We start from the raw sequence: 22,510 nt of genomic DNA, 5'->3' as shown, positions 1-22,510 counted from the left end.
CCAGTTTCTTCATAGGAGGCTTGAATTATGCTAATTATGATGATCCAGCAAACCTTTTATATAGTGGATTTCCTCCATAATGCCCTTCTTCAGACTTATCCGGGGCTTATAGCCGAGCAGTCTCTTCGCTTTCGCAATATTGGCCCATGTATGGACAGGCTCGCCGACCAGCCCTCCGCCCGACTGAATTCGTGCACGCTTGCCAATCAGCTCCTCCATCATAGCGATCACTTCCCGGACTGAGGCGCGTTCCATTCCGCCTACATTGATTACTTCGCCGACCACGTCCGGCTGCTCAATTACGGCGGCCGTTGCCGCAACACAATCGCTCACGAAGGTAAAATCGCGCGTCTGGCAGCCATCGCCGAACAGTGTAATCGGCTGATCCTGCAGAATAGCTTTAATGAACCGGTGAAAAGCCATATCGCTCCTTTGTCGAGGCCCATAGACGGTGAAATAACGCAAGATGACGACCGGCACGCCCGCTTCGCGCCTGTACACCTGGCATAAATGCTCCGCTGTCAGCTTCGTTACGCCGTATGGAGACAGAGGAGTCGGCAGCCGTTTCTCCGATACGCGTCCAGGCACCTCGCCGTATACGGATGAGGTGGAAATAAACACGAATTTACGCAGTTGTTCCTTGCCTCGGCAAGCTTCCAGCAGCCGTTGCGTGACGGCGATGTTATGATGCAAGTATTTCTGGAACGACGCGCCCCAGCTGTCTCTTACCCCCGGCACGCCCGCCAGATGATAGACGGCATCCACATTCCTCAGCAGGGTATCCCAATCCGCGTCTCCCAAATCTTCCTGCAGGAAGGCGAATCGGGGGTGATCCATAATACCATCCAGATGCGCCGTTCCGATAGTCGACAGCTCATCTCGAACGAGACTGTCCACACCAATCACATCATGGCGCCCGGACTGTACCAAAGCTTCGCATAGATGGGATCCAATGAATCCGGCTGCGCCCGTTACGATGATTTTCATGGCCGGCCTACCCCCACATACCGCAATCCCGCTTCCTCAATTAACTTGCGGTTTAACATGTTGCGACCGTCCACTACTATCGTGCCGCTCATGCGCGCCTTCACTTCCTTCCAGTCGATGAACTTGAATTGCGACCATCCTGTCGCCAGGACGAGAGCTTCTGCTCCCTGGACAGCGTCAAGGGCCGACCCGGCCCAAGCCACACCCGGTAGGACAGGAGCGACGACGGGATCATATGCGGTAATGGCGCAGCCTCTCTCTTGCAGCCTCTCCATCAGCACAATAGCCTGGGAAGAGCGGATATCGTCAGTGTCTTCCTTGAATGCGGCCCCCCACACCGCGATGCGCGTTCCATCCTTCAGTTCACCCAGCTCCGCTTCCAGCTTGCTCACATAGATATCGGGTTGTGATGCATTCACGCCCGCAGCCGCCCCTAGCAGCGGCATCTCCACTCCCTTGGCGGCCGCAGCGCCGATCAATGCGCTGACATCCTTCGGCAGACACGATCCGCCGTATCCGATGCCGGGGCCGAGAAATTTGTGGCCGATCCGGCTGTCCAGCCCGATGCCGATTGCCACTTGCGTAATATCAGCACCGTAAGCGTCGCATACTCTGGAGAGCTCGTTGATGAAAGACAGCTTCGTCGCCAAGAACGAGTTGGAACCGTACTTGATCAGCTCGGCTTCCCTTCGTCCCGTGCGCACCACCTCCCCTTCAAGTCTATCGTACATGCCGTATACCTTCTCTGCGGCTCCTTCATGCGCGGCTCCAATCACAATTCGCTCCGGATGAAGGGAGTCGTAGAGCGCCGTCCCTTCCCTTAGAAATTCCGGATTGGAGACGACGTCAAATTCTTGAGCTCCAATCCCTTTTTCGAGCAAATAAGCATCCGCCCAATCGCCGGTTCCCGGCGGTACCGTACTCTTCATTACGATAGTCAAATGTCCGTTCATGACTCCAGCTGCCATGTCCAGCACGCTCTTCACGTATGTCATATCAGCACGACCGTCTTCAGACGGAGGCGTGCCTACAGCGATGATAAGGATGTCGTTGCCCGCTATTGCGGCCGGGACATCGTGAAAGAATCGCAGCCGCCCGCACACGCTGTTGCGCTGAACCATCTCCGGCAGACCGGGCTCTTGAATCGGTATAACGCCACCGTTCAAGCCCTTGATTTTATGCTTGTCAGGATCGGCGCAGCAGACGGAATGCCCCAGCTCTGCCAGCACGGCGGCAGTCGTCAAGCCTACATAGCCCGCACCTGCAACACATATGTTCATGAAGCAGCATCTCCTCTGTTGCATCCAAGTTGTACACTATCATGTGCGGACACGGGGGAAAGGGAAACGGCATTTGCTCAGCACTTTTACAAATATTTATTGAGGGGGCCTGCGCCCATAGTTGGGGAAAAGACTGTATGGATGCCCGATTTCATGACGGACATGCTTCATATAGAGCGTCTAAAAGTATAATGAAGCAATAGCGCGTCAGAAGAGAGGTGAACCGATTGATTCGCAAAGCCATTATTCCCGCCGCCGGCTACGGCGTTCGCAATCTGCCTGCTACCAAGGCCGTACCGAAGGAAATGTTCCCGATCTCTGGCAAGCCTACTATTGCTTATATCGTGGAAGAAGCCATTCAGGCAGGCATAGAAGAAATATTGATCATCCTGTCCCGGAAGAAAAGCGGTATAATGAACTACTTTGACCGCTCGATCGAGCTGGAATGGTTTCTGACAAGTCGCAAGAAGGAGCATCTTATTCCCTCCATCAAGCCGCCAGCCGCAGAGATCCATTATATTCGCCAGCATGAAGCGCTCGGGCTGGGACATGCTGTTCAACTCGCGGAATCATTCGCTGCGGGAGAGCCTTGCGCTGTACTGCTGCCGGATCAGGTAAGTCTGGAGACGACATCTATGCTGATCCCTCTGATTAAATCGTATGAGCAACATGCGGCCAATGTCATTGGATTGCAGCGGGTGAAGCCAGAGCTGCTTCAAAACTACGGTGTTGTAAGCGCAGCTCCGATTGGCGGCCGTCTGCATGACATCCGTGCAATAGTAGAAAAGCCCAAGCAGCAGCCTCCCTCAGAGCTCGCCGTTATGGGGCGCTACATTCTCATGCCGGAAGTATACGAGCTGATCAGAAAAACGAAGCCCGGGCACGGGGAGGAAATTCAGCTTACCGACGCTCTGAACAGCCTGTGCGCCAACAGCAAAATGATCGGATATGAATACCAGGAGCGCTGGTACGACACCAGCATCGAAGAAGATTATCTCCGCATTCAACTGAGGGCTTATCACATCAATAAACGGAAATAAATAGTGATTCTTTCACATGTTTGACCTTTAGCCCACGTCGCTCTACAATAAAAAAATGAAAAGATTAACGATTGGCACGGCCAATCAATAACCAGATGGGGGTATGATGACAATAAAGCATTACGCTGCGCGGCAAATGAAGCTAACATTAGCGCGATTCATGCTGATTGCGCTAATCATCATCACAGGCTGCTCCGGCGCCATGCAAAATAAGGCGGAATACAGCGGGGGCTCCATCGAGCAGCCAGCAGAGGCACGAAATCAAGCAAGCAGCACCAGCACTCAGCCCAACAGCAACGATGCGTTAATCAACGGGACCAACGCAGGAGAGGTTTCCCCGGAAGATGCGATTAAGGCACAGATCGGCAGCATGACGCTGGAAGAGAAGATCGGGCAGCTTATGATTATCGGATTGAATGGAACATCGCCCGACGCATTCACTGAAGAGATGATACGAACCTATAAAGTAGGCGGATTTATATTATATGGGGACAACATCGACAATGCACAGCAGACGCTCGCGCTGCTCGACGGACTGAAGGAGCTGAACGCCGCCGATGACGGGATCCCGCTTCTGCTGAGCGTCGATCAGGAGGGAGGACGGGTAAGCCGGCTGCCGGATGAATATCGCTCTTTCCCGAAAGCGATGGCAATAGGCCGGCAGGACGACGAGCGCTACTCCCGATCCACCGGACAAGCGCTAGGCGTAGCCGTGAAGTCGCTTGGCTTCAATATGAACTTCGCACCGGTGCTTGACATTCACAGCAATCCCAACAATCCCGTCATCGGCGACAGAGCCTACGGCACTGATGCCGCCGCCGTGACGAAGCATGGTCTGCTTGCGATGGAAGGACTTCGTTCGGAAGGCGTAGTGCCTGTCGTCAAGCATTTCCCGGGTCATGGCGATACATCCGTCGACTCTCATATTGATCTGCCAGTGGTGAACAAATCACTGGAGCAATTAGAGCAATTGGAGCTCGTTCCCTTCCGGGAAGCGATAAGGCAGGATGCGGACGTCATTATGGTTGCGCATCTGCTTCTGCCGCAGCTGGATAAGGATTCCCCTTCCTCATTGTCTGAGGCAGTCGTAACGGGGCTGCTGCGCGAGCAGCTGCAATACGACGGGGTCGTCGTCACCGATGATATGACCATGGGAGGCATTACGGATGGCTACGGCGTAGCCGACGCCGCTGTGAAGTCGATCCAAGCCGGCATCGATCTTGTACTGATCGGCCATAACAGCAAGGATCAGCTGGCCGCATGGAAGGCTATAAAGCAAAGCGTGGATAACGGACAATTGTCGCAGGAGAGGCTGGATGAGAGCGTGTACCGCATTCTTAGGTTGAAGCAAAAGTACGAGCTAACCGATGCGGTTATCGAAACGATTCATATGGACTCGGTAAACGAAGCTATTGAGGAAGCTATGGCAGCTCCGCAATGACAGCTTGAAAGCCGGCAATAAAGGGCGGTGGCGCGAACGGGAGCGCTATCGCCCTTTATTGCCGGTTCCATCTCCCGCCACTCGCGCATGCACGGTACGCGCATACTCCGTCAGCGTCATCCCGGTTATCAGCTTGAATTGACGGGAGAAATAATGAATGCTGCTGTAGCCGAGTCGTTCCGCCATTTGTGTATAGTTCAAGCTTTCCTCGCGAATGAGCACTTTGGCTTTATCGATTTTGATTCGTGTGAAGTATTCGATAACCCCCATGCCCTTCGCCTCTTTAAAGCGCGTCTTGAGCAGGCTCTTGCTGACGGAGCATGCGGCGCTGACCTCCTCCAGCGTCAAATTATGCTGCAGATTCTCTTCCATATAGGCAATCGCTTCCGCCACGAGATGACGATCCCTGTTCTCCTTGCCGATTAGCGACGGCTTCCATTCTGTATCCAGCGTAGCCGCACGCCGAATCAAACCGATAAGCAAAATCTCCAAGTAATTTTTGATCAGCTGCTCGCATCCGAAGGGGGCATTCGCCCTGCGACCCAGCTCCTTCGCTTGTCGAATGGTGATAGAGGGCTCGAATGCGGTCAGCCCTTCCTCAACAATTTGCGCCAGCAGCGCCCGTTCCCCGTCATTCAAGCGAAAGCTGCGGTCTTCGAAGAAGCGCATTGCCGCTGATTCGCACTCAAAGGATAGGATGATCAGGTTGGGCGCCGTCTCCTCCCTCGCGCCGCCGCTATGCATTTCATTCGGCTTGTAGAAGATGATATCCCCTTGCTCAAGCAGCCGCTTGCCGCTGTCTGTCGAAATGGCTACCTTCCCCTTGTCCACATAGACGAATTCCCAGAAGTCGTGCTTCTCCTCCTTGGACGTAAACGTGCGATCCAACTCGAAATAATGGAAAGTGACCAGCCGGCCAAGCCGGATTCCTTCCTGCAGCTGCAATCGATGTTCATAGACCATTGCCGCGCCCCTCCCTGCTCCGCTGCTCTATTGTGCAAAACTTATGGCTTTTCTGATAAAGCCTGCTTGCTGCAGTTAGTTCTATTATAGTAATGAGCTTGGAAGAAAGAAACATCAAACCGAAAGGGGACTGCCAATAGTATGGAAAAAATAAGATTAGGCGTCATCGGCTGCGGAGGCATGGCAAATGCGCACACAAAAAGCTATGCAGAGCTGTCTGACAGGATGAAGGTGACGGCTGTGTGCGATATCGTACCAGAGCTGGCTGAGGCAGCCCGTGAAGCGATCGGCGCGGATAAGGCTGTAACAGACTACAGGGAGCTTCTGAATGATGTGGACGCCGTATTGATCGTGCTGCCGCATCACTTGCATTTCGAGGTGGGCATGGCTTGTCTTGAGGCAGGCAAGCATGTGCTCATGGAGAAGCCGATGTGCAATACGGAACAGGACTGTCTGACGCTGATCGAGACCGCGGAGCGGGAGAAGCGGGTGCTTATGACTGCATATCCCGTGCGTCACTGGCCGCTGGTCGCAAGGCTGAAGGAACTGCTGGACGCCAAGACCTATGGGGAATGCTTCCAGCTGTCCATCTGGACGGAGCAATTCACGAAGTACCATGACGGCCACTGGGCCCATTCCGCAGATACGCTGGGCGGAGGACAATTCTTCAGCCATGGCTGTCATTATGTGGATATTATGCTGTGGATGCTCGGCCGCCCCGTCAAGGGAACGCATATCGGCACGAACAAGGGAACGCCTTGGATGGAGAAGGAAGGCACCAGCAATGTAACGATCGAATTCGAAAGCGGCGCGCTAGGGTATCACTTCGGCACATGGGGAGCTCGGGGCACGCGTCTCGGCTGGAGCATTCATGCTCACTGTACGGAAGGGATGCTGGAGATCAACCTGGCGGACCGCCAGCTCATCGCCCATACCGGCATGAAGAAGGAGCAGGCGAATCTGGATACGGCATCACACAAGCAAGTCTTGATGGAGGAGGATGAACACGGCAAGTTCACTCACTTCGAAATCCAGCACTTCCTGGATTGCGTGCAGACCGGCAAGCAGCCTGTGACGGACGGTCCTCGCAGCCTGCAGGGGCTCCGGGTGATATGGCGGCTCTACGAAGCGGAGCGCAGCAATACGGTGGCGGATCTGCGCGGGCTGGGACTGGACGAGGACTGGACGGCCGAAGTGGCCGCCGCATCCGCCGGCTCTGTTCAATAATCTCATCATTCCGCAGGAGCGGGGGCTGTCTCTCAGGAGCAATCAGGAGAGAGCAGCCCCTTCGTCATCTTCCCGGACGCAGTCTCGCCTTCACCGAGCGGGCGTATTCCGTCGGCGTCATTCCTGTCTTCCGCTTGAAGCTGCGGGAGAAATAATGCACGCTGCTATAGCCCAGCCGCCCCGCAATCTCCGTAAAATTATATTTCTCCTCCCGAATAAGCGTCTGCGCCGTCTTCACTTTCATCCGGCTAAAGTAATCCATGACGCCATAACCCGTTCTCTCGAAGAAGATCGCGGTCAGCTGCGATCTGCCTATCGCAAATGCCTGGCACAATTGAGCGTGGGACAAATCCGATGCGATATGCTGCTCCATATAAGCCATTATGCTCTCCACAATATCCTTGTCCCTATTCTGCTTCACGGCAAGGGAAGCTTTTCCCTTCCTCTCCTGCTTCCCCTTCCGGATGAGACGAATCAACAGCGCCTCCAGCGAGATTTTCACCAATTGCTCAGAGCCGAACGGACGTGGCGTTCGCCCTGCCAGGTTGACGGTATCGCGGGAATCGACGGCGGGATCGAAGGAAGCAATCCCCTCCTCCAGCAGCTCGGACAGCAGCTCCCTCTCGCGGTCATCCAGCTGCAGCGTTTTGTTCTCGAAGTAAGACATGCATGCGGCGTGACACTCGTACGACACGATCAGCAGCACCGGCGCGGAACCGTTGCAGGCTCTGCCTTCGTGAACGACATTGGGCGGGTAGAAAATCATGTCCCCTTGCTTCAAGTGGCGTCGGTCGCAATCGGTCGCAACCTCAATCTCCCCTTTGTCCACATATACCATCTCCCAGAAATCATGCCGCTCCTGCGAGGCAATAAAAGAAGCTTCCAATTCGAAATAGTGAAAAGAATAAAGCTTGGTTATGACCAATTCCTCGTGCAAGCTATAGCTTTGGAATTCCATCTCGTCATCTCCCATCGCTGGTAACGGTATGCCAATAGTGTACAATGATCGGCGAAAGTGTCAAATACATCAGCTTCAAGCTGTATTACTCTTATGATAATGTCACGAAAGGAGCTGAACAACCCACCAATTCCATGACTCAACGAGGAGGAGATTGAAAACATGTTCGTACCAATCGCAAGCCGCAAGCCGCTATACTTGAAATGCATTGCACTGATCGTTACTGCAAGTCTTCTATGCTCTCTCTTGCCTATGAAGGGGAAAGAGCTGGCGAAGGCCTCGCCGGCGAATCTGATGGCCAACCACAGTTTTGAAAGCGGTGTCAGCAATCCCGATAACTGGACCTTCCTCTCTGCCGCAACTTCGGGCAGCTGGCAATGGGATCCAGCATCCTCGCATGATGGATCCAAATCTGCAAAGCTGATTTTATCCGCAACGACCGACAGGGCAGTAATGGATCAGAAGTACATTTCCGTCACTGCAGGTCAATCGTACCGGTTCATCAACTACGCCAAAACGGAATCATTCACGGGACAAGCCTTCTCCGTCATGTACTGGTACGATGCGGACAAAACGCTCATTCGGACTGAGCAAAACATTCCGTGGCAGGAGCACTTGCCGCTTACCGGACTGGGGTCGGATTGGAGCAAGCACGAGCTGATCGTAACCGCGCCGTCCAATGCGGCTTATGCGCATGTGCAGCTGCATGCCTGGAAGGGAACGGGACAGGTGTGGTACGACGATATCCGGCTTGAGCCGTACACGTCCGCCGATACGATTGCTCCCCGCAGCGGAACACACAATAAGGCGCTTGCCGCATCATTGCCGCTTCACATATGGCACATGCCGGTGAACAATCATGTCATCGAGACCGTGCAATATAACGGTTCTCTCTTGCAGGAAGGCACAGATTATGAGCGAAGCGGAAGGATAATCAGTCTCTCTCCGCTCTTCATGAACACACTCCCGGCCGGACAGCACGAGCTCCTGCTCAGCCTGAGCAGCGGCGGTACTCTGCCCTATAGCCTTACCGTCATCGAGGAGGAGTCTCAGACGTCCAATCTGGCGCTTAATCCCGGCTTCGAGAACGGGACGACTGCTCCCGAGGGATGGAATATCAGCGGAGAAGCATACGGCTACTGGAGCTGGGAATCTGCAGATGTGCCAGAAGGAAGCAAAGCCGTCAAGCTTGTATCGGAAGACGGAACGGGACGGCTGGCGCTCAGTCAGCAGCACCCTGTTCGGAGCGGACTTGCCTATCAATTGTCCGCGCAATATCGCGGCCATATGGCTAACGGCGCTCCGGCGCTGAAGATGCAGTGGCTGGATGCGGCAGGCGGCATCCTATCGGAAGCCGTGGCGGAAGGACTGGGGCAAGCAGAGTCTTGGACCAAGCTGTATCATGAGCAAATTGCTCCTACCGATGCCGTCTCGGCCATCATCTCCATAGAGGTAGCACAAAGCTCAGGTGCAGTATCATTTGATGACGTCGTATTCCAAGCCCGCAATGAGCTGGGCAATCCATACTTTGCGAACGGAGAAGACTCTCCTTACTTCTGGTCGCTGGAGACCGGCGGCGCAGGACAGGCATCGACAGAATCCATCGGTGCAAGCCGGCACGTTCTGCTCTCGTCTCCGGACAGCAGCAGCGAGGATCGGGCGGCCCTCCTCTCGCCGGTGATGAGCATTCAACCGGAGAAAATGTATGCCGCCAGCTTCTCCGTTCAAACGGACGGAACAGCGATACCCGCATTGTCTCTCTTCTGGCTGAATGAGGATGGGGAAACGGTAGGCACTGTCCGCCAGAAGGGAGAGCTCTCGTCAGACTGGACTTCGCTGTCTGCCGTGCAGTTCGCGCCGAAGAGAGCAAGCTATGCGCTGCTGGCCGTTGACTTCGCCCAAGGAGCGGGACAGCTTCGCATCAGGCATGGCGAGCTGCGCGAGACGCTCATTAGCGGGTACAAGGAGCTCATACCCGTAACCGATGTTGAGGATATTCGCGAGGAGCTGGTTCCTGCCGACTTCTGGACGAAATTCCCCACATCGGAATTGGATATCCCTGATGCTTCGGTATGGAGTCAGGATGTGCTGCGCAACTTCTTCTTCGGGCCGTCGCTGAACCTGGAGATCGAATATCCGCTAAGCATCTCCGAGACCGTAGCCAGCCGGGACCAGTCCATACCGGAGCTGGACGGACTGCTGGGGCAGCCTGTCGGCTCGGGTCCATCGCTGGCGATTGCGGGCGACATTCCCCATCGTCCGTTCATGAAGTCTCACTTCTATCATAGCGACCGCTACTATCCGCGTCGTCCCAGCGATCATCTGCTGAAGGAATACTTCCCCGCCTATGTACTCACCGGGGATGCATCCTTCAAGGAGAGAGCGCAGGAGATAATTGCATTCATGGACTATTCGCAATGGAAGGAGGACGGAAGCAATGCCTTCGTCGAGGACTTCTATCCTGAGGAGTATTCGCCGCGTCCGGAGTGGGCAGGCGGCTGGGACTTCCTGTTCGATTGGAGATGGACAGACGCATCCGGTTATACCTGGGAGCTGCATGAGCCGGACCATCACGTCTTATCCTCGGCAGCGATGTCGCTCATGTACGCCTATGAGATGCTGGAAGCCGATGAGGATTATCTGGACATGGCGAGCACCTTCTTCTATCATCAAGTTCCGCGTTATGGCTTCCATAAGGGCGTCTGGAACAATCGCGCCTATTACTGGACGGAATATAATCCAAGCGGTGGGGAGCTTGACGTGCCCGCCAATGATGCGATCGACAATATACAGGCGCTGGTCGCTGCCGGGATCGCAATGGCCGCTTATTACGAGACGGATGAGCAGCTGAAGCGTCAATATTTGGAGTTTGCCCGCGGCCTGCTATGGTACCTGGTAAGAGAATACGCGTATGACGGCCGCTTCTATTACTATGGCGCGGAGATTCCGAACAATAAGGATCGCGCGGTCAGCCATGACAGGGCTGTACTTATTCCCGCCTATCTGGCTATGGTGTACATGTACAAATCGGGAATGGACATATCGGACCTGCTGGAAGGCTTCTCAGACGTAGAAGAGGAGTATAACGAGATGTGGGCGTTCCTGCAAAATCGCTCCTGGATGAAGGTGTTCAAATTGTACGACGGAACGCCGGCTCCGAATGAAACGCTGACATTCACTACCTATGCGCAAATAACGAATGACGGCCTGCAGGATGCCCGCTTCAAGGATATCATATCCGCATCCGACTTCCACGTACCGGCGCAGCTGAATGTTCGCATGTCCAAGGTGCTGCCGCCTGCGGCGGAGCAGCCTTACTGGAGCATCGATCCGGAGCACGATATCGTATGGACCGTCTCGTCCGAGGAACTGCAGGAAGGGGTATCCGTTCCTTTCGAGCTGGAGAAGTGGGATATCGTGAAAATATCGTATGAGCTGACAGCTCTCGATTCATTCAATCGTCTGGAAGCGCAGGACACCGACGCCGAACTGTTCGGCTGGAACATCGACAGCGCCAACCGGGCCCTCTTCATCCGCTCAACCTCCGGCTCGGGCGGCAATAGGCCTCATGCGCAGACGATGCCGCTCCGTCTATCGCTCAGCTTGAATGCGGACAACTTCTTGTCCTACAGCGCCCGACTTCTATTCCCGCTGGAAGACGAGATTGCGGTAACGCTTCAGCCGCAGCCTGCGCCGGCCGCTCAGCCGTATACGGCTCCAGCCGCCGATGGCCCGCTGCACGCCAGCGAGTATATTTATCCGGTGCAATCGCTCATGCCTGCCCATTCGACTAGCGGAGATGTCATTGTTGATGATTTCTACAATGACAGAGGGAAGTTATTCCAAGCGAATGCTGTCGGCGATCAGGTTACATTCCAGTTCCCGCTCCCCGCGCCGGAGCAAGAATATCAAGTGCTGGCCAATTATGCCAAAGCAAAAAACCGCGGCATCGTCTCGATGCAGTTAGACGGCTTGCAGCAAGGCGCCGTTATTGACGGCTATACGACAGCCGCTCTGCCTCAATGGGCGCAGCATGAGAACGTTCTTGGCATTGATCAGGGGACACGCGTGCTTGCAGAGGGATCGCACGCGGTTACGTACGAAATTACAGGCAAGAACAGCCAGTCCTCCGGTTACTACGCCGGCATCTATGATGCGCTCGTGTTGAAGCCTATCGCTGCCGCTGGAAGTACAAGCTCCCCTGGGAAGCCTGTATTATCCCACGACAACGGGCATGACCACGGCATCAAGGACGGCCGCTACAATATCGCCATGAATATGTGGTGGGGAAATAATGGGACTAGCTACAAGCTGTATGAGAACGGAAAGCTGCTGGATGCAGAGTGGCTGCTTGACAAGGGGACGTCCGCTCAATCCGTCACCACCTCCGTCTATGGCAGAAGCAACGGCACATATCACTATTATGCAGTATTAAGCAACGCATACGGCGAGACGACTAGCGATGAGTTGGTCGTAACGGTAACGGATGCGAATCCCGCCAAGCCGATTCTGTCTCACGACAATTGGGACGGAGACGGACAGTTCATCATTGATATGAACATGTGGTGGGGCACGAACGGCTCCGTGTACCGATTGTATGAGAACGATACGCTAATCGATACGCAATCCATCGCCTCTTCTACCCCTGACGCCCAGCATGTGGTAACGGCGGTAGTAAACAAACCGGCAGGCACATACGTCTATTACTGCGAGCTTGTGAACGATGCGGGCGTAACGCGCAGTGACACGATTACTGTTATTGTAGAACCATAATCGGCTTCACGTGAAGCGCCGACCATACTAACTGCTCACTGGCTTGTCAGCTTGCCAGCTGGCTGCCAATTCTATCAAGGGTCTGCCTCGCCGCTTCCTGAAGGAAGAGACGTCGGCAGACCCTTTCTTATCCTTCCAATCTCATAGATGCCGTTAGCCGACAAGCACCTTCTCTTCCGGATAGCCGATCTTGCTCTCCTGCTTATGGCGCGCCAGTGCGTAAGCCAATGTAAGAGGCCCCAGCCGGCCAATGAACATCGTCGCAATGATGATGAGCTTGCCCGCGACCGACAGGTAAGGCGTCACGCCCAGCGACAAGCCTACCGTCCCGAATGCCGACGTCGCTTCGAACAGCAGGTCGATGAATGGGACCCCCTGCTCGGTGATAGTCAGCAGGAAGGATACCGCCATCACGACGCCAAGCGATATAATAATGACCGCAAGCGCTCTTAATACGATATCGTAGCCGATGCGGCGGCCGAACAGCTGCACTTGCGTTCGGCCTCTGACACTGCTGTACATCGCCACCAGCAGAATCATAAGCGTATTCGTCTTGATTCCGCCGCCCGTAGATCCTGACGAAGCTCCGACGAACATCAGGAAGATCATGAAGAACTGCGTGGCGGCAAGCATGCCGGCAAGGTCAATGCTATTGAAGCCGGCTGTTCTTGTGGTCACGCTCTGGAAGTAAGCGGACCATAATCGCTCGCTCCAGCTCAGATCGCCGAATACGGCGGGATTGAGAAGCTCCAGGCAGAAAATGACGAGAAATCCCGCCAGCGACAGGAAGGTGGAAATTAAAAGGACAATTTTCGTATGCAGAGAATAACGACTCCACCTCCTGTGCTTCAGCAAGTCCACAATGACGACGAACCCGATGCCGCCGCCGATAAACAGCAATGAAAGAACGATATTGACGACCGGGTCGCCCACAAAGCCGCTAACACTATCCGGCCAAAGCGCGAAACCGGCGTTGTTAAAGGCGGAGACAGCATGAAATAAGGCATAATACGCCGCTTCCGCAGCACCCATCTCCGGCAGCCAGCGCAGCCATAGCAGCAGCGCGCCAATGCCTTCGAAGACAAAAGCGATGGCCGCAATGCTGAATACGAGCCTGACCAGCCCTTGAATGGAAGCGGACTTGGTGGATTCCTGTATAAGTATCCGATGCTTGAGACCCAGCCGCTTGCCGAGAATGACCGCAATGATGACGCCGTAGGTCATGAAGCCTAAGCCCCCGACTTGAATCAGCAGCATAATGACGATCTGCCCGAATAGGCTAAAATCGCTGCCTGTATCCAGCACGACGAGTCCCGTTACGCAAACTGCTGATGTAGAGGTGAACAGTGCATTGAGAAAACCGATCGATTCGCCATCGGATGAAGCCGTCGGCAAATCCAGCAGAAAGGCGCCCATCACGATGATCACGGCAAAGCCGATAACCATCCATTGGTGCGGACTAAGCTCCTTCTTTTTGTATACCTTGAATGATTGCGTCATGGGGCAGCCCCCTCTTATTCCCCGATAAATTTCTCGAAACGGTTAATATCGCGATTGTTGCCGATGATGACAAGAAGATCGCCGGTGTAGATCATATCGTTCGCATGAGGCGACACAACCAGCTCATTATTGGCTCTTCTGATCGCCATCACATTGCAGCCGAATTTTGCCCGAATATTGGATTGGACTAGTGATTTCCCATTTAATCGCTGAGGGGCGATAATCTCTACCAGACTGTGCTCCGGCGACAGCTCCAAGTACTCCACCATATTTTGGGAGGTAATGCGATGCGCGACGCGTATGCCCGTATCCCGTTCCGGATGAACAATATGATCGGCCCCCACTCCTTCCAGCACGCGCTGATGATAATCGCTTGTCGCCTTGGCTGTAATATGCTTGAGGCCGATATCCTTCAAGATCAGCGTCGTCAATATGCTGGCCTGCAGATCGCCGCCGATCGCGACAATGGCGTGATCCATATTTTTGACGCCCAGCTTTCGCATGACGCTGTCATCGGTGGAATCCGCCTGGAACACATGCGGCAATATGGAAGCGAACTCCGACACTCTCCGTTCGTCCTGGTCAATGCCCATTACTTCAAATCCGAGAGACAGCAGCGTTTTTGTTACGCTTCCGCCAAATCTGCCGAGACCGATCACTACAAAATGTTTTTTTTTCATTCGAAACACATCCTCTTTCCGGACTGAATTGGAGTAGAGAGCAAAAAAAGAACAGCAAAAAACCACAGAGGCAAAGGTCCTCTGTGGTCGAAAACGATCACAAGTATACACTTCCTCTCTCGAACAACGCTTACGAGGTTAGCTGTCGGATTCGGGATTCGAGAATTCCCTACCACAATTGTGGATTCACCCCTGCGGCAGTGTGCCGCGATGGTTCCCCCGCTCTATGCAAGATTAAGCGTTCCGTATATTCAATTATTGAGTTAAGCCTTACTCTACTCCTATCAAACACAAAAGTAAAAGTCCATTGAGAGCTGATTTTTCTCAAATTCGGTCAAATCTCTCTATTACAGCGTTTACAATGGGGATATAATTATCCAGACTTCCTCTCGCTCAGCTCAACATCCGATCCCTGAACTGCTTGGGCGTGCAGCCATTGAATCGCTTGAACAGCTCATAGAAGTGCGCCATGTTGTCGAGTCCCACTGAGCTGGCGATATCCGAGACGGTGCGATCGGTCATGACAAGCATCCGCTTCGCGGTTGCGATTCGCTTGCGGTTTACATATTCCGTAAAGGATACACCCGTTTTCTTCTTGAAATATCTGGAGAAATAAACATAGCTCATACCGGCGATTTTGCTCACTTCCGCCATATCGACTTTGCCGTCAAGATGATTATCAATATACTGAACGACAGGTTTAATCACGGAAGCGTCCACTTGCTGATGGGCGGCCAGCACATTGCGGTCGTCATGCCGCAGCATCGCAAGCATGAGGTGCTTGATGTGCATGCTTACGGCAATCTCATACCCCTTCTCCTTGCCCATCACTTCATCGTGAATCAACCGCATAATGGAGCCGATCTCCTCCTGCAGACTTTTATTGCGCATGAGTATATCGTTCAGCTCATCAAGCGGCTTCAACACTTCCATGAAGTAGCCCATATAATTCATCATGGCGGCATCGAAGTACGGCTCCAGGTCCACATGCAGCACGATATAATTCACATACTGTCCTTTGCGGGTTACGCCCCTGTGCAGTTGCGAAGAGCCCAGCACCATAACTTCACCGGGCTTCAACACATAATTTTGAGACGGTGTGTGGATCTCATGAACCCCGTCCAGTACAAGAACAAATTCGATTTCTTTATGATAATGCCATTGCAGCTGATGAGCGGGGTCCACCTCGCCTGCCGCAGCGAATTGCCACACTTTCAGACAAAGCTGTGGATTCTGGTAATGAATAGGCTCCTGATAGATGTGCACGTTACTCCTCCTCACTGAGCGTCAGGTTGAATATGGATATAAAATGCGTTAAATCCCGCATATACTGGAACGCAATATATCGGTAAGATCTACGTGTAAGCGTTAATCTACTTATACTAATAGGGAGATGAATACATGAAAGTTGCGGTATTGGGCTGCGGCGGACTAGGCTCGATTCATGCCAATATTTATGCCAAGCTTGACGGCGTGGAATTGACCGGCGTATGCGACATCAGGCCGGAAGTCGTTCAGAACATTTCGAATGAGACCGGAGCTCCTGCATTTGCTTCCTTCGAAGAGATGCTGAGCGGTGCAGAATTCGATGCGATAAGCATTGTTCTGCCTACGTATTTACACAAAGAATATACTGTGAAGGCGGCAAAAGCAAGAAAACATATCATTTGCGAGAAGCCGATCGCTCTAACGCCTGAACAGGCGGAGGAAATGATCGCTACATGCCGAGAAAACGATGTACAGCTGTACATCGGACATGTCGTCCGCTTCTTCCCGGATTATGTCAATATGAAGGCAGCGATTGACGCAGGACAACTGGGCAATCCGGGTGTCGCTCATGCCAGTCGGATTGGCGACCATCCAGGCAAGGCAAGGCAATGGTATTACGACAAGGAGCTTAGCGGAGGTATTATTAAGGATCTGATGATTCATGATCTGGACTTCCTGCGCTGGACGCTTGGAGAGGTCGACACAGCCTATACGCAGCATACGAATCGGGATGGCGTGGAGTACGCCCTTGTGACGCTGAAGTTCGAGAATGGCGCCATGGCGAATGTGGAAGCGCACTGGGGTTACCCGGGGCCGTTCCATACGAAGGCGGAGATCGCCGGTACTGCGGGCATTGTAAGGGCGAACAGCTTGAAGAGCAGTTCCATGAATATCGTTAAGCAGCCGTCTGGAGAAGTCGGTCGCGCAGTCGTTGCCGTACCCGGCAGTCCCGGCTTCCAAAGCCCGTTCGAGCTGGAACTGAGCCACTTCCTGTCCTGTATCGAGACGGGGGCGGAAGCCCGCGTCACAGCCATTGACGCTTACCGCGCGCTGGAAATTGCCGAAGCCGCTGTACGGAGCGCCGAGACAGGTAAAGCCGTGAAGGTTGCAAGGAGGAATATATGATGAATAAGCTAAAAGTCGGAATGATCAGCTTTGCCCATGGCCATGCCTTCTCCTACTTCCAGGCGTTGCACAAGCTTGATCAGGTGGAGATCGTTGGTATCGCCGATTCCGTGAAGGACAGGGTTAGCGCACTCATTGAAGAACACGGTCTGGCCTACTACGCCGACTATCGCGAACTGCTGGAGCAAGAGATGGACGCGGTTGTCATCTGTTCAGAGAACGTGCACCACGCCGAGCTAACGATAGCTGCCGCGAAGAAGGGCTTGCACGTGCTGTGCGAGAAGCCGCTGGGCATCTCTGTCGACGAGATGCATGAGATGATCAATGTCTGCCGGGATCACAATGTTCAGTTGATGACGGCATTCCCTTGCCGTTATCTGGCTTCTGCCGCCAGCGCGAAGCAGGCGGTAGACCAAGGCGAGATCGGCGACATTATCGCGATCAAGGGGACGAACCGAGGTTCATTCCCGGGAGGCTGGTTCGTAGAGCCTGAGTTGTCCGGCGGTGGCGCGCTGCTGGATCATACCGTTCATGTGATGGACTTGATGAACTGGATCGTTGGCTCCAAGGTAGATGAAGTATTCGCTCATGCCGCCAACCTGTTCAAGGAAGGTCTGAAGACGGACGATGCGGGCATGATCAACGTGAAGTTCGAGAACGGCGTGTTCGGCACGATCGATACGAGCTGGTCGAGGCAGTCCCCCTTCCCGACTTGGGGAGACGTGACGATGGAGATCGTCGGCACGAAGGGCGTCATCTCCGTCGACGGCTTCGCCCAGTCCAACGAGTTGTACAGCAGCGCCGCGGGCAAAGGGCAATGGAGCTTCTGGGGCGACAATATGGACTTCTACCTGGTGAAAGCGTTCGTCGAGGCGATCGCAAGTGGACAACCGGTGCCGATCAGCGGCGAGGACGGTCTCCGTTCCGCTGAAGTGGCGCTTGCAGGCTACCGCTCTGTGGAGTCCGGTCAACCCGTTAAGCTCTAGAGCTCTAGAGCGCCATTGCGACACGCTTCTGTATGACGCAGATGACGTGGTGCCGATTGATGGACGTGACGCTGATGGGTATCGCGCGTTGCTGGAGCCTTCAGCATAGAGGCGCATTTTCGGCTTCTGCAGCCACTTCAACTTTATTGGGCTCAAAGCTTGCTAGTCATTCAACATGTTCGGGCAAGTTAGTCCATATGATAGGTGTGTATGCAGCAGGGTTGTCCCCTTAGTCATTGTAGCGACTTTGGGAACAACCCTGTTTGTTGAGTTTCAACTGAACGATAACACTCGCTAAGTGGATTTTATGCCTTTATTTCTCATCGAATGAACGAAGTTGCTCCAAACAAATGGATTTCATCCAGTTGAATCGTCATCATTCGCAACAAATACGTCGAATAGCTCAATTTTAGTACAAGAAATCCATTTATCTGTATCACAAGTATGATTCAATCCATCAATAATAGCTATAAATCCAGTTAGACTGTGAGCGAAGTCGCATCACGAATATCAATCTCCACATCCGCATATTCCAGCAAACAGCGCTAGCGCCTCATTCCTTTAATCTTCAAAGGAACGCTTCACCTCAATTCGCCTTCAGCGAAATTAATCTGAATTGCCGCTCTTTACGCGCTCATACAAATAATCGACGATATGAAGAGCCTCCATCCGGTAAGGCGGCTTATGCTTCTGGATGCCCAGCTTCATCTGAAGCAAGCAGCCGGGATTGCTAGTCAGCATATAGCGGGCATTCGTAGCAGTGGCATGCTCCATCTTATGCTCCAGAATCTGTCCTGCCATCTCAGGCTGCGTCACATTGTAGATGCCCGCCGATCCGCAGCAGCGATCCGCTTCCTTCATCTCCACGAATGAAGCTCCGTCTACGCTTCGCATTAGCCGTCTTGGCGCATCGGAGCTCTTCATCACATTGCGAAGATGACAAGAATCCTGATACGTAACGGTGCATTCTTCACCATGATCTGCGAATGCGGGAATGCGTCCCTGCTCAACGATAAGACGGCTCACATCGACCGTCCGTTCCGCGAACCACTTCGCGTCCTCGCGCACTTGATCATTGTCGTCCTCATGCAGCAAGTGCCCGTACTCCACAAGCAGTGCGCCACAGCCTCCTGCATTGGACACAATATAGTCTACGCCGGCAGCTTTGAATGACGCAATATTGTGCCGGGCGAGCTCCCTCGCCGCGTCCATCTCGCCGCTATGGGCATGAAGCGCGCCGCAGCAGCCTTGCTCCTTCGGAATAACGACGTCGAAGCCTGCTTCCGACAGCAGCTTGACCGTATTCACATTCGTACCTGCGAACAGAACGTCCATAATGCAGCCTCTGAATAAGGCTACCCTTGCAATCGGCTCGCCCTTGGCGGGATAGAAGGCGCCAAGCCGCTCCACGACGCCGCTTGCGGAAGCCTCCGGCAATACCGCCTCCATCTCGCGCAAGTGCTGCGGGAACAAGCGCATGACGCCGGTCCCGCGCGCCAGCCGCCGAAGCCCCGTCTTCTGATACAAGCTTAAGGAGCCGCCCAGCAGCTTCAACGCCCCGCGCTTCGGGAAGACCCCCTTGAACATGAGTCGGCGCAGCCCCTGTACGGCTGCATTGTGAGGCGCGTGATCTTCAATCGCATCTCTCGCTTGCTCCATCAACTGACCGTACTTCACATCCGCAGGACAGACGGGCTCGCATGCGCGGCAGCCAAGACAGTGGTTCATCTGATCTTGGAAAGCCGTATCCGGCTCCATGACGCCGTCAACAACCGCCTTCATTAACGCAATTCTTCCGCGAGGCGATTCCGGCTCCACTCCCGTCTCCCGGAAGGTGGGGCAAGCAGGCAGACAGAAGCCGCAGCGCATGCAATTGGTCAGTTGGTCGTAATCCAGCTTGTTCAGCAGCGTCTGAGCAAGCGGATTGCTGTGCTGAACGTTGGGCTTCTTCCCCGCAACGACTTCACCCATGCTGAATCACCACCCTTTTCCTTGTTTCCTTGGCGAAGATTTTGCCGGGATTCAACAAATGATGCGGGTCGAACGCCGCTTTAATCCCCTTCATCATCGCGATGCCCGGCTCTCCCACCTTCCATTCCAGATAAGGCGCCTTCACCATACCTACGCCATGCTCTCCGGTAATCGTACCTCCCAGCGCAATCGCGGCCTCGAATATTTCCTCGAACGCGGCTTCTACGCGATGAATCTCCTCCGCATCTCTTGCATCCGTCGTAGCTGTGGGGTGCAGATTGCCATCTCCCGCATGACCGAAGGTGGCGATAGTGACACGGTGCTTATTGGCAATCTCGTTAATGCGCAGCACCATGTCGGCAATCCTGGAGCGCGGCACGGTGGCATCCTCCAGTATCGTCGTCGGACGCAGACGCGCCAGCGCCGTGAATGCGCTTCTGCGAGCCGTCAGCAACTTCTCCGCTTCCTCCCTCGTCGCCGCCACCTCGATGCGGTCGGCCGATTCCGACGCGCATATCTCCGAGATCCGAGCAATATCGCGTTCTACCGTCTCGGGATCGCCGTCCTGCTCAATCAGCAAGATGGCCTCCATATCGAGCGGCAGTCCGAGCCCTGCGAAGTCGTCCACGACACGGATCGTCGGATTGTCCATGAATTCCAGCGTAGCGGGAATAATGTGCGATTCGATAATGCGCGATACCGTCCTGGCGGCACCATATAAATCACGGTACATCGCCAGCATCGTCTTCTTCGTCTTCGGCGGCGGAATCAGCTTCAGCGTCGCTTCGGTAATGACGGCAAGCGTACCCTCGGATCCGATGAGCAGCTTCGTCAGATCATAGCCGGCCACATCCTTCATCAACTTGCCTCCCGTGCGAATGATTCTGCCGTCCGCCAGCACCGCCTCAAGCCCGATAACGTAATCCTTCGTCGTTCCATACTTCAAGCCGCGCAGTCCGCCGGAGCATTCCGCGATGTTGCCGCCGATCGTACTGATCTTCATGCTGCTGGGGTCGGGCGGATAGAATAATCCTCTCGATTCGATATGATGAATGAACTCCGCCGTGATCAGCCCCGGCTGAACGGTCGCCGTCAAGTTCTCTTCATCCACTTCCAGTATGCGATTCATCCGGTGCATGACCATGACGATCCCGCCTTGCACAGGCACAGTTCCACCGCACAGATTCGATCCTGAGCCTCTGCTGACAAGCGGTATGTGCGCCTCCGACAGCACCTTCATAATGGCGGACACATCCTCGGTCGAGGAAGGATAGACCACCCCTTCAGGTAGCGATTGCAGCATCGGCGTGCCGTCATACGAATGCGCGACGAGCGCTTCCTGATCGTTCCTGAACCACTTCTCCCCGACAATAGCCCGTAGTTTATTGATCACATCTGCTTGCACTGACAATCCCTCCGCTTCCCGTGAATATAGATCAGGTCATCTGATGACTTTTCATTCATTATAACGTATGCTTATACTAAAGCAACAGAGAAAATAGCAATGAAACTTGAAATCGTTCATTTCGATCCGGAACGGAAGTATTGGGAGGTTGGAGAAAGGTCTATGCGAAAGATGAAAATCGAGACGGAGAAAGGTCACGAAATCGTGAGCCGAATTGTTATGGAGCGGATAAAAGAAGGAGAACTTCTGCCTGGTGACAAGCTCCCGTCGGTCGTTGATCTGTCGCAATCGTTCGGCGTCGGACGATCGACGATCCGTGAGGCGCTAAGCGCATTGAAAGCGATGGGATGGCTGGATATACGCCATGGAGGGGGCACATTCGTCAGCAAGACGCTGCCTGCCGGGGAACAGAACGGAGTGGGTTCCTTGTTCCGTGAAGCGGAATCGCTGCGCGAAATATTGGAGGTACGGAAAGTTCTTGAAGCTGGAACGGCGGAGCTGGCATCCAGTAGACGAACGGAAGAAGATTTGACGAGGCTGGAAGCTATTCTGTCAAGAATGGCTTGGGCAGCGGAGCACAACGACACAGCCGAGAGCGAACGAGCCGATGTGGACTTTCATACTGCCATCGCGGCAGCTTCCCATAATTCGCTGCTTAATGAGCTCATGAACTCCCTGACACAGCGGTTGACCGAGACGATCGGTCGAACCCGGGAGCTGTGGTTCTATCGGGAACAAGCCACATCGACTCGCTTGTTAGACGAACACCGGGCAATCTACGAAGCGATTGCCGCAAGCGACGCTCAATTGTCAGTGCGGCGCCTTCTGGAGCATCTGTCCAAGGTGGATACCGTCTTGAAGCAGCATGGCGGCTAACATGCGCGAATGCAACTATGCCGATGCGG

General features: G+C 54.1%; 16 protein-coding genes and 1 riboswitch. Of the genes, 7 read left to right on the top strand and 9 right to left on the bottom strand.

The genetic code is table 11. From position 1 onward, the window contains the following. Positions 1-30 precede the first annotated feature (30 nt). Both ACFQ2I_RS03680 and ACFQ2I_RS03675 read right to left on the bottom strand, forming a co-directional pair. Positions 31-987 carry an NAD-dependent epimerase/dehydratase family protein gene (locus ACFQ2I_RS03680; RefSeq protein WP_377562264.1) on the bottom strand — a complete coding sequence of 319 codons (957 nt, stop codon included), beginning with the start codon at positions 985-987 and terminating at the stop codon, positions 31-33. Next, positions 984-2,267, bottom strand: a complete 1,284-nt coding sequence (locus tag ACFQ2I_RS03675; protein ID WP_377562263.1) for a UDP-glucose dehydrogenase family protein — start codon at positions 2,265-2,267, stop codon at positions 984-986. Before ACFQ2I_RS03675 ends, ACFQ2I_RS03680 begins: the two co-directional genes overlap by 4 nt. Before the next feature lie 227 nt (positions 2,268-2,494). Between ACFQ2I_RS03675 and ACFQ2I_RS03670 the strand changes: the two genes are divergently transcribed. Beyond that, positions 2,495-3,307 carry a UTP--glucose-1-phosphate uridylyltransferase gene (locus tag ACFQ2I_RS03670; protein ID WP_377562262.1) on the top strand — a complete coding sequence of 271 codons (813 nt, stop codon included), beginning with the start codon at positions 2,495-2,497 and terminating at the stop codon, positions 3,305-3,307. A 106-nt stretch (positions 3,308-3,413) separates the two neighbouring features. Further along, positions 3,414-4,748: a beta-N-acetylhexosaminidase gene (gene nagZ / locus ACFQ2I_RS03665; RefSeq protein ID WP_377562261.1), complete on the top strand. Its 1,335-nt coding sequence runs from the start codon at positions 3,414-3,416 to the stop codon at positions 4,746-4,748. A 45-nt stretch (positions 4,749-4,793) separates the two neighbouring features. Here nagZ and ACFQ2I_RS03660 read toward each other — a convergent pair whose 3' ends face one another. Next, entirely contained in the window at positions 4,794-5,711 is a 918-nt protein-coding gene (locus ACFQ2I_RS03660; RefSeq protein ID WP_377562259.1) for an AraC family transcriptional regulator, read from the bottom strand. Positions 5,712-5,852: 141 nt separating this feature from the next. Here ACFQ2I_RS03660 and ACFQ2I_RS03655 point away from each other — a divergent pair, with 141 nt between their 5' ends. Next, on the top strand, positions 5,853-6,938 hold the full coding sequence (locus ACFQ2I_RS03655) for a Gfo/Idh/MocA family protein (protein ID WP_377562257.1): 1,086 nt from the start codon (positions 5,853-5,855) through the stop codon (positions 6,936-6,938). A gap of 64 nt (positions 6,939-7,002) precedes the next feature. On the opposite strand, the gene ACFQ2I_RS03650 is transcribed toward ACFQ2I_RS03655, so the two are convergent. Then, complete coding sequence (locus ACFQ2I_RS03650; RefSeq protein ID WP_377562255.1) at positions 7,003-7,896, bottom strand: helix-turn-helix domain-containing protein; 894 nt, start codon at positions 7,894-7,896, stop codon at positions 7,003-7,005. A gap of 162 nt (positions 7,897-8,058) precedes the next feature. On the opposite strand from ACFQ2I_RS03650, the gene ACFQ2I_RS03645 reads away from it, so the two are divergent. Next, positions 8,059-12,669 (top strand): hypothetical protein, encoded by a 4,611-nt coding sequence (locus tag ACFQ2I_RS03645; protein ID WP_377562253.1) that lies wholly within the window; start codon positions 8,059-8,061, stop codon positions 12,667-12,669. Between the two features lie 153 nt (positions 12,670-12,822). On the opposite strand, the gene ACFQ2I_RS03640 is transcribed toward ACFQ2I_RS03645, so the two are convergent. From ACFQ2I_RS03640 to ACFQ2I_RS03630, 3 genes are all read right to left on the bottom strand, one after another. Next, positions 12,823-14,169, bottom strand: coding sequence for a TrkH family potassium uptake protein (locus ACFQ2I_RS03640; protein ID WP_377562252.1), 1,347 nt, complete (start codon positions 14,167-14,169; stop codon positions 12,823-12,825). Positions 14,170-14,183: 14 nt separating this feature from the next. Beyond that, positions 14,184-14,849, bottom strand: coding sequence for a potassium channel family protein (locus tag ACFQ2I_RS03635; RefSeq protein ID WP_377562250.1), 666 nt, complete (start codon positions 14,847-14,849; stop codon positions 14,184-14,186). 111 nt (positions 14,850-14,960) lie between these two features. Beyond that, positions 14,961-15,100: riboswitch (cyclic di-AMP (ydaO/yuaA leader) on the bottom strand. A gap of 142 nt (positions 15,101-15,242) precedes the next feature. After that, positions 15,243-16,115: a helix-turn-helix domain-containing protein gene (locus ACFQ2I_RS03630; protein WP_377562248.1), complete on the bottom strand. Its 873-nt coding sequence runs from the start codon at positions 16,113-16,115 to the stop codon at positions 15,243-15,245. 135 nt (positions 16,116-16,250) lie between these two features. Between ACFQ2I_RS03630 and ACFQ2I_RS03625 the strand changes: the two genes are divergently transcribed. Both ACFQ2I_RS03625 and ACFQ2I_RS03620 read left to right on the top strand, forming a co-directional pair. Next, entirely contained in the window at positions 16,251-17,243 is a 993-nt protein-coding gene (locus ACFQ2I_RS03625; RefSeq protein ID WP_377562247.1) for a Gfo/Idh/MocA family protein, read from the top strand. Beyond that, a complete protein-coding gene (locus tag ACFQ2I_RS03620) occupies positions 17,243-18,229 on the top strand; it encodes a Gfo/Idh/MocA family protein (RefSeq protein WP_377562246.1) in 987 nt (328 codons plus the stop codon). Before ACFQ2I_RS03625 ends, ACFQ2I_RS03620 begins: the two co-directional genes overlap by 1 nt. A 606-nt stretch (positions 18,230-18,835) precedes the next feature. Here the strand turns inward: ACFQ2I_RS03620 and ACFQ2I_RS03615 are convergent. Together ACFQ2I_RS03615 and ACFQ2I_RS03610 are read right to left on the bottom strand one after the other, a co-directional pair. After that, positions 18,836-20,200: a (Fe-S)-binding protein gene (locus tag ACFQ2I_RS03615; RefSeq protein WP_377562245.1), complete on the bottom strand. Its 1,365-nt coding sequence runs from the start codon at positions 20,198-20,200 to the stop codon at positions 18,836-18,838. Beyond that, complete coding sequence (locus tag ACFQ2I_RS03610) at positions 20,193-21,605, bottom strand: FAD-binding oxidoreductase (RefSeq protein ID WP_377562962.1); 1,413 nt, start codon at positions 21,603-21,605, stop codon at positions 20,193-20,195. The genes ACFQ2I_RS03615 and ACFQ2I_RS03610 overlap by 8 nt, the downstream gene beginning before the upstream one ends. Before the next feature lie 162 nt (positions 21,606-21,767). On the opposite strand from ACFQ2I_RS03610, the gene ACFQ2I_RS03605 reads away from it, so the two are divergent. Further along, entirely contained in the window at positions 21,768-22,481 is a 714-nt protein-coding gene (locus ACFQ2I_RS03605; RefSeq protein WP_377562244.1) for a FadR/GntR family transcriptional regulator, read from the top strand. Positions 22,482-22,510 lie beyond the last annotated feature (29 nt).

Source organism: Paenibacillus chungangensis (genome assembly GCF_042675905.1).
In the GTDB taxonomy this organism is placed as follows: Bacteria; Bacillota; Bacilli; order Paenibacillales; family Paenibacillaceae; genus Pristimantibacillus; species Pristimantibacillus chungangensis.
This window is presented reverse-complemented; position numbering and strand designations above follow the sequence as displayed.

What these genes read in the sequence shown, in the direction of transcription:
- ACFQ2I_RS03680 (WP_377562264.1), bottom strand. Translation starts at nt 987, where the DNA reads ATGAAAATCATCGTAACGGGCGCAGCCGGATTCATTGGATCCCATCTA.
- ACFQ2I_RS03675 (WP_377562263.1), bottom strand. Translation starts at nt 2,267, where the DNA reads ATGAACATATGTGTTGCAGGTGCGGGCTATGTAGGCTTGACGACTGCC.
- nagZ (WP_377562261.1), top strand. Translation starts at nt 3,414, where the DNA reads ATGACAATAAAGCATTACGCTGCGCGGCAAATGAAGCTAACATTAGCG.
- ACFQ2I_RS03660 (WP_377562259.1), bottom strand. Translation starts at nt 5,711, where the DNA reads ATGGTCTATGAACATCGATTGCAGCTGCAGGAAGGAATCCGGCTTGGC.
- ACFQ2I_RS03655 (WP_377562257.1), top strand. Translation starts at nt 5,853, where the DNA reads ATGGAAAAAATAAGATTAGGCGTCATCGGCTGCGGAGGCATGGCAAAT.
- ACFQ2I_RS03650 (WP_377562255.1), bottom strand. Translation starts at nt 7,896, where the DNA reads ATGGAATTCCAAAGCTATAGCTTGCACGAGGAATTGGTCATAACCAAG.
- ACFQ2I_RS03645 (WP_377562253.1), top strand. Translation starts at nt 8,059, where the DNA reads ATGTTCGTACCAATCGCAAGCCGCAAGCCGCTATACTTGAAATGCATT.
- ACFQ2I_RS03640 (WP_377562252.1), bottom strand. Translation starts at nt 14,169, where the DNA reads ATGACGCAATCATTCAAGGTATACAAAAAGAAGGAGCTTAGTCCGCAC.
- ACFQ2I_RS03635 (WP_377562250.1), bottom strand. Translation starts at nt 14,849, where the DNA reads ATGAAAAAAAAACATTTTGTAGTGATCGGTCTCGGCAGATTTGGCGGA.
- ACFQ2I_RS03625 (WP_377562247.1), top strand. Translation starts at nt 16,251, where the DNA reads ATGAAAGTTGCGGTATTGGGCTGCGGCGGACTAGGCTCGATTCATGCC.
- ACFQ2I_RS03620 (WP_377562246.1), top strand. Translation starts at nt 17,243, where the DNA reads ATGAATAAGCTAAAAGTCGGAATGATCAGCTTTGCCCATGGCCATGCC.
- ACFQ2I_RS03615 (WP_377562245.1), bottom strand. Translation starts at nt 20,200, where the DNA reads ATGGGTGAAGTCGTTGCGGGGAAGAAGCCCAACGTTCAGCACAGCAAT.
- ACFQ2I_RS03605 (WP_377562244.1), top strand. Translation starts at nt 21,768, where the DNA reads ATGCGAAAGATGAAAATCGAGACGGAGAAAGGTCACGAAATCGTGAGC.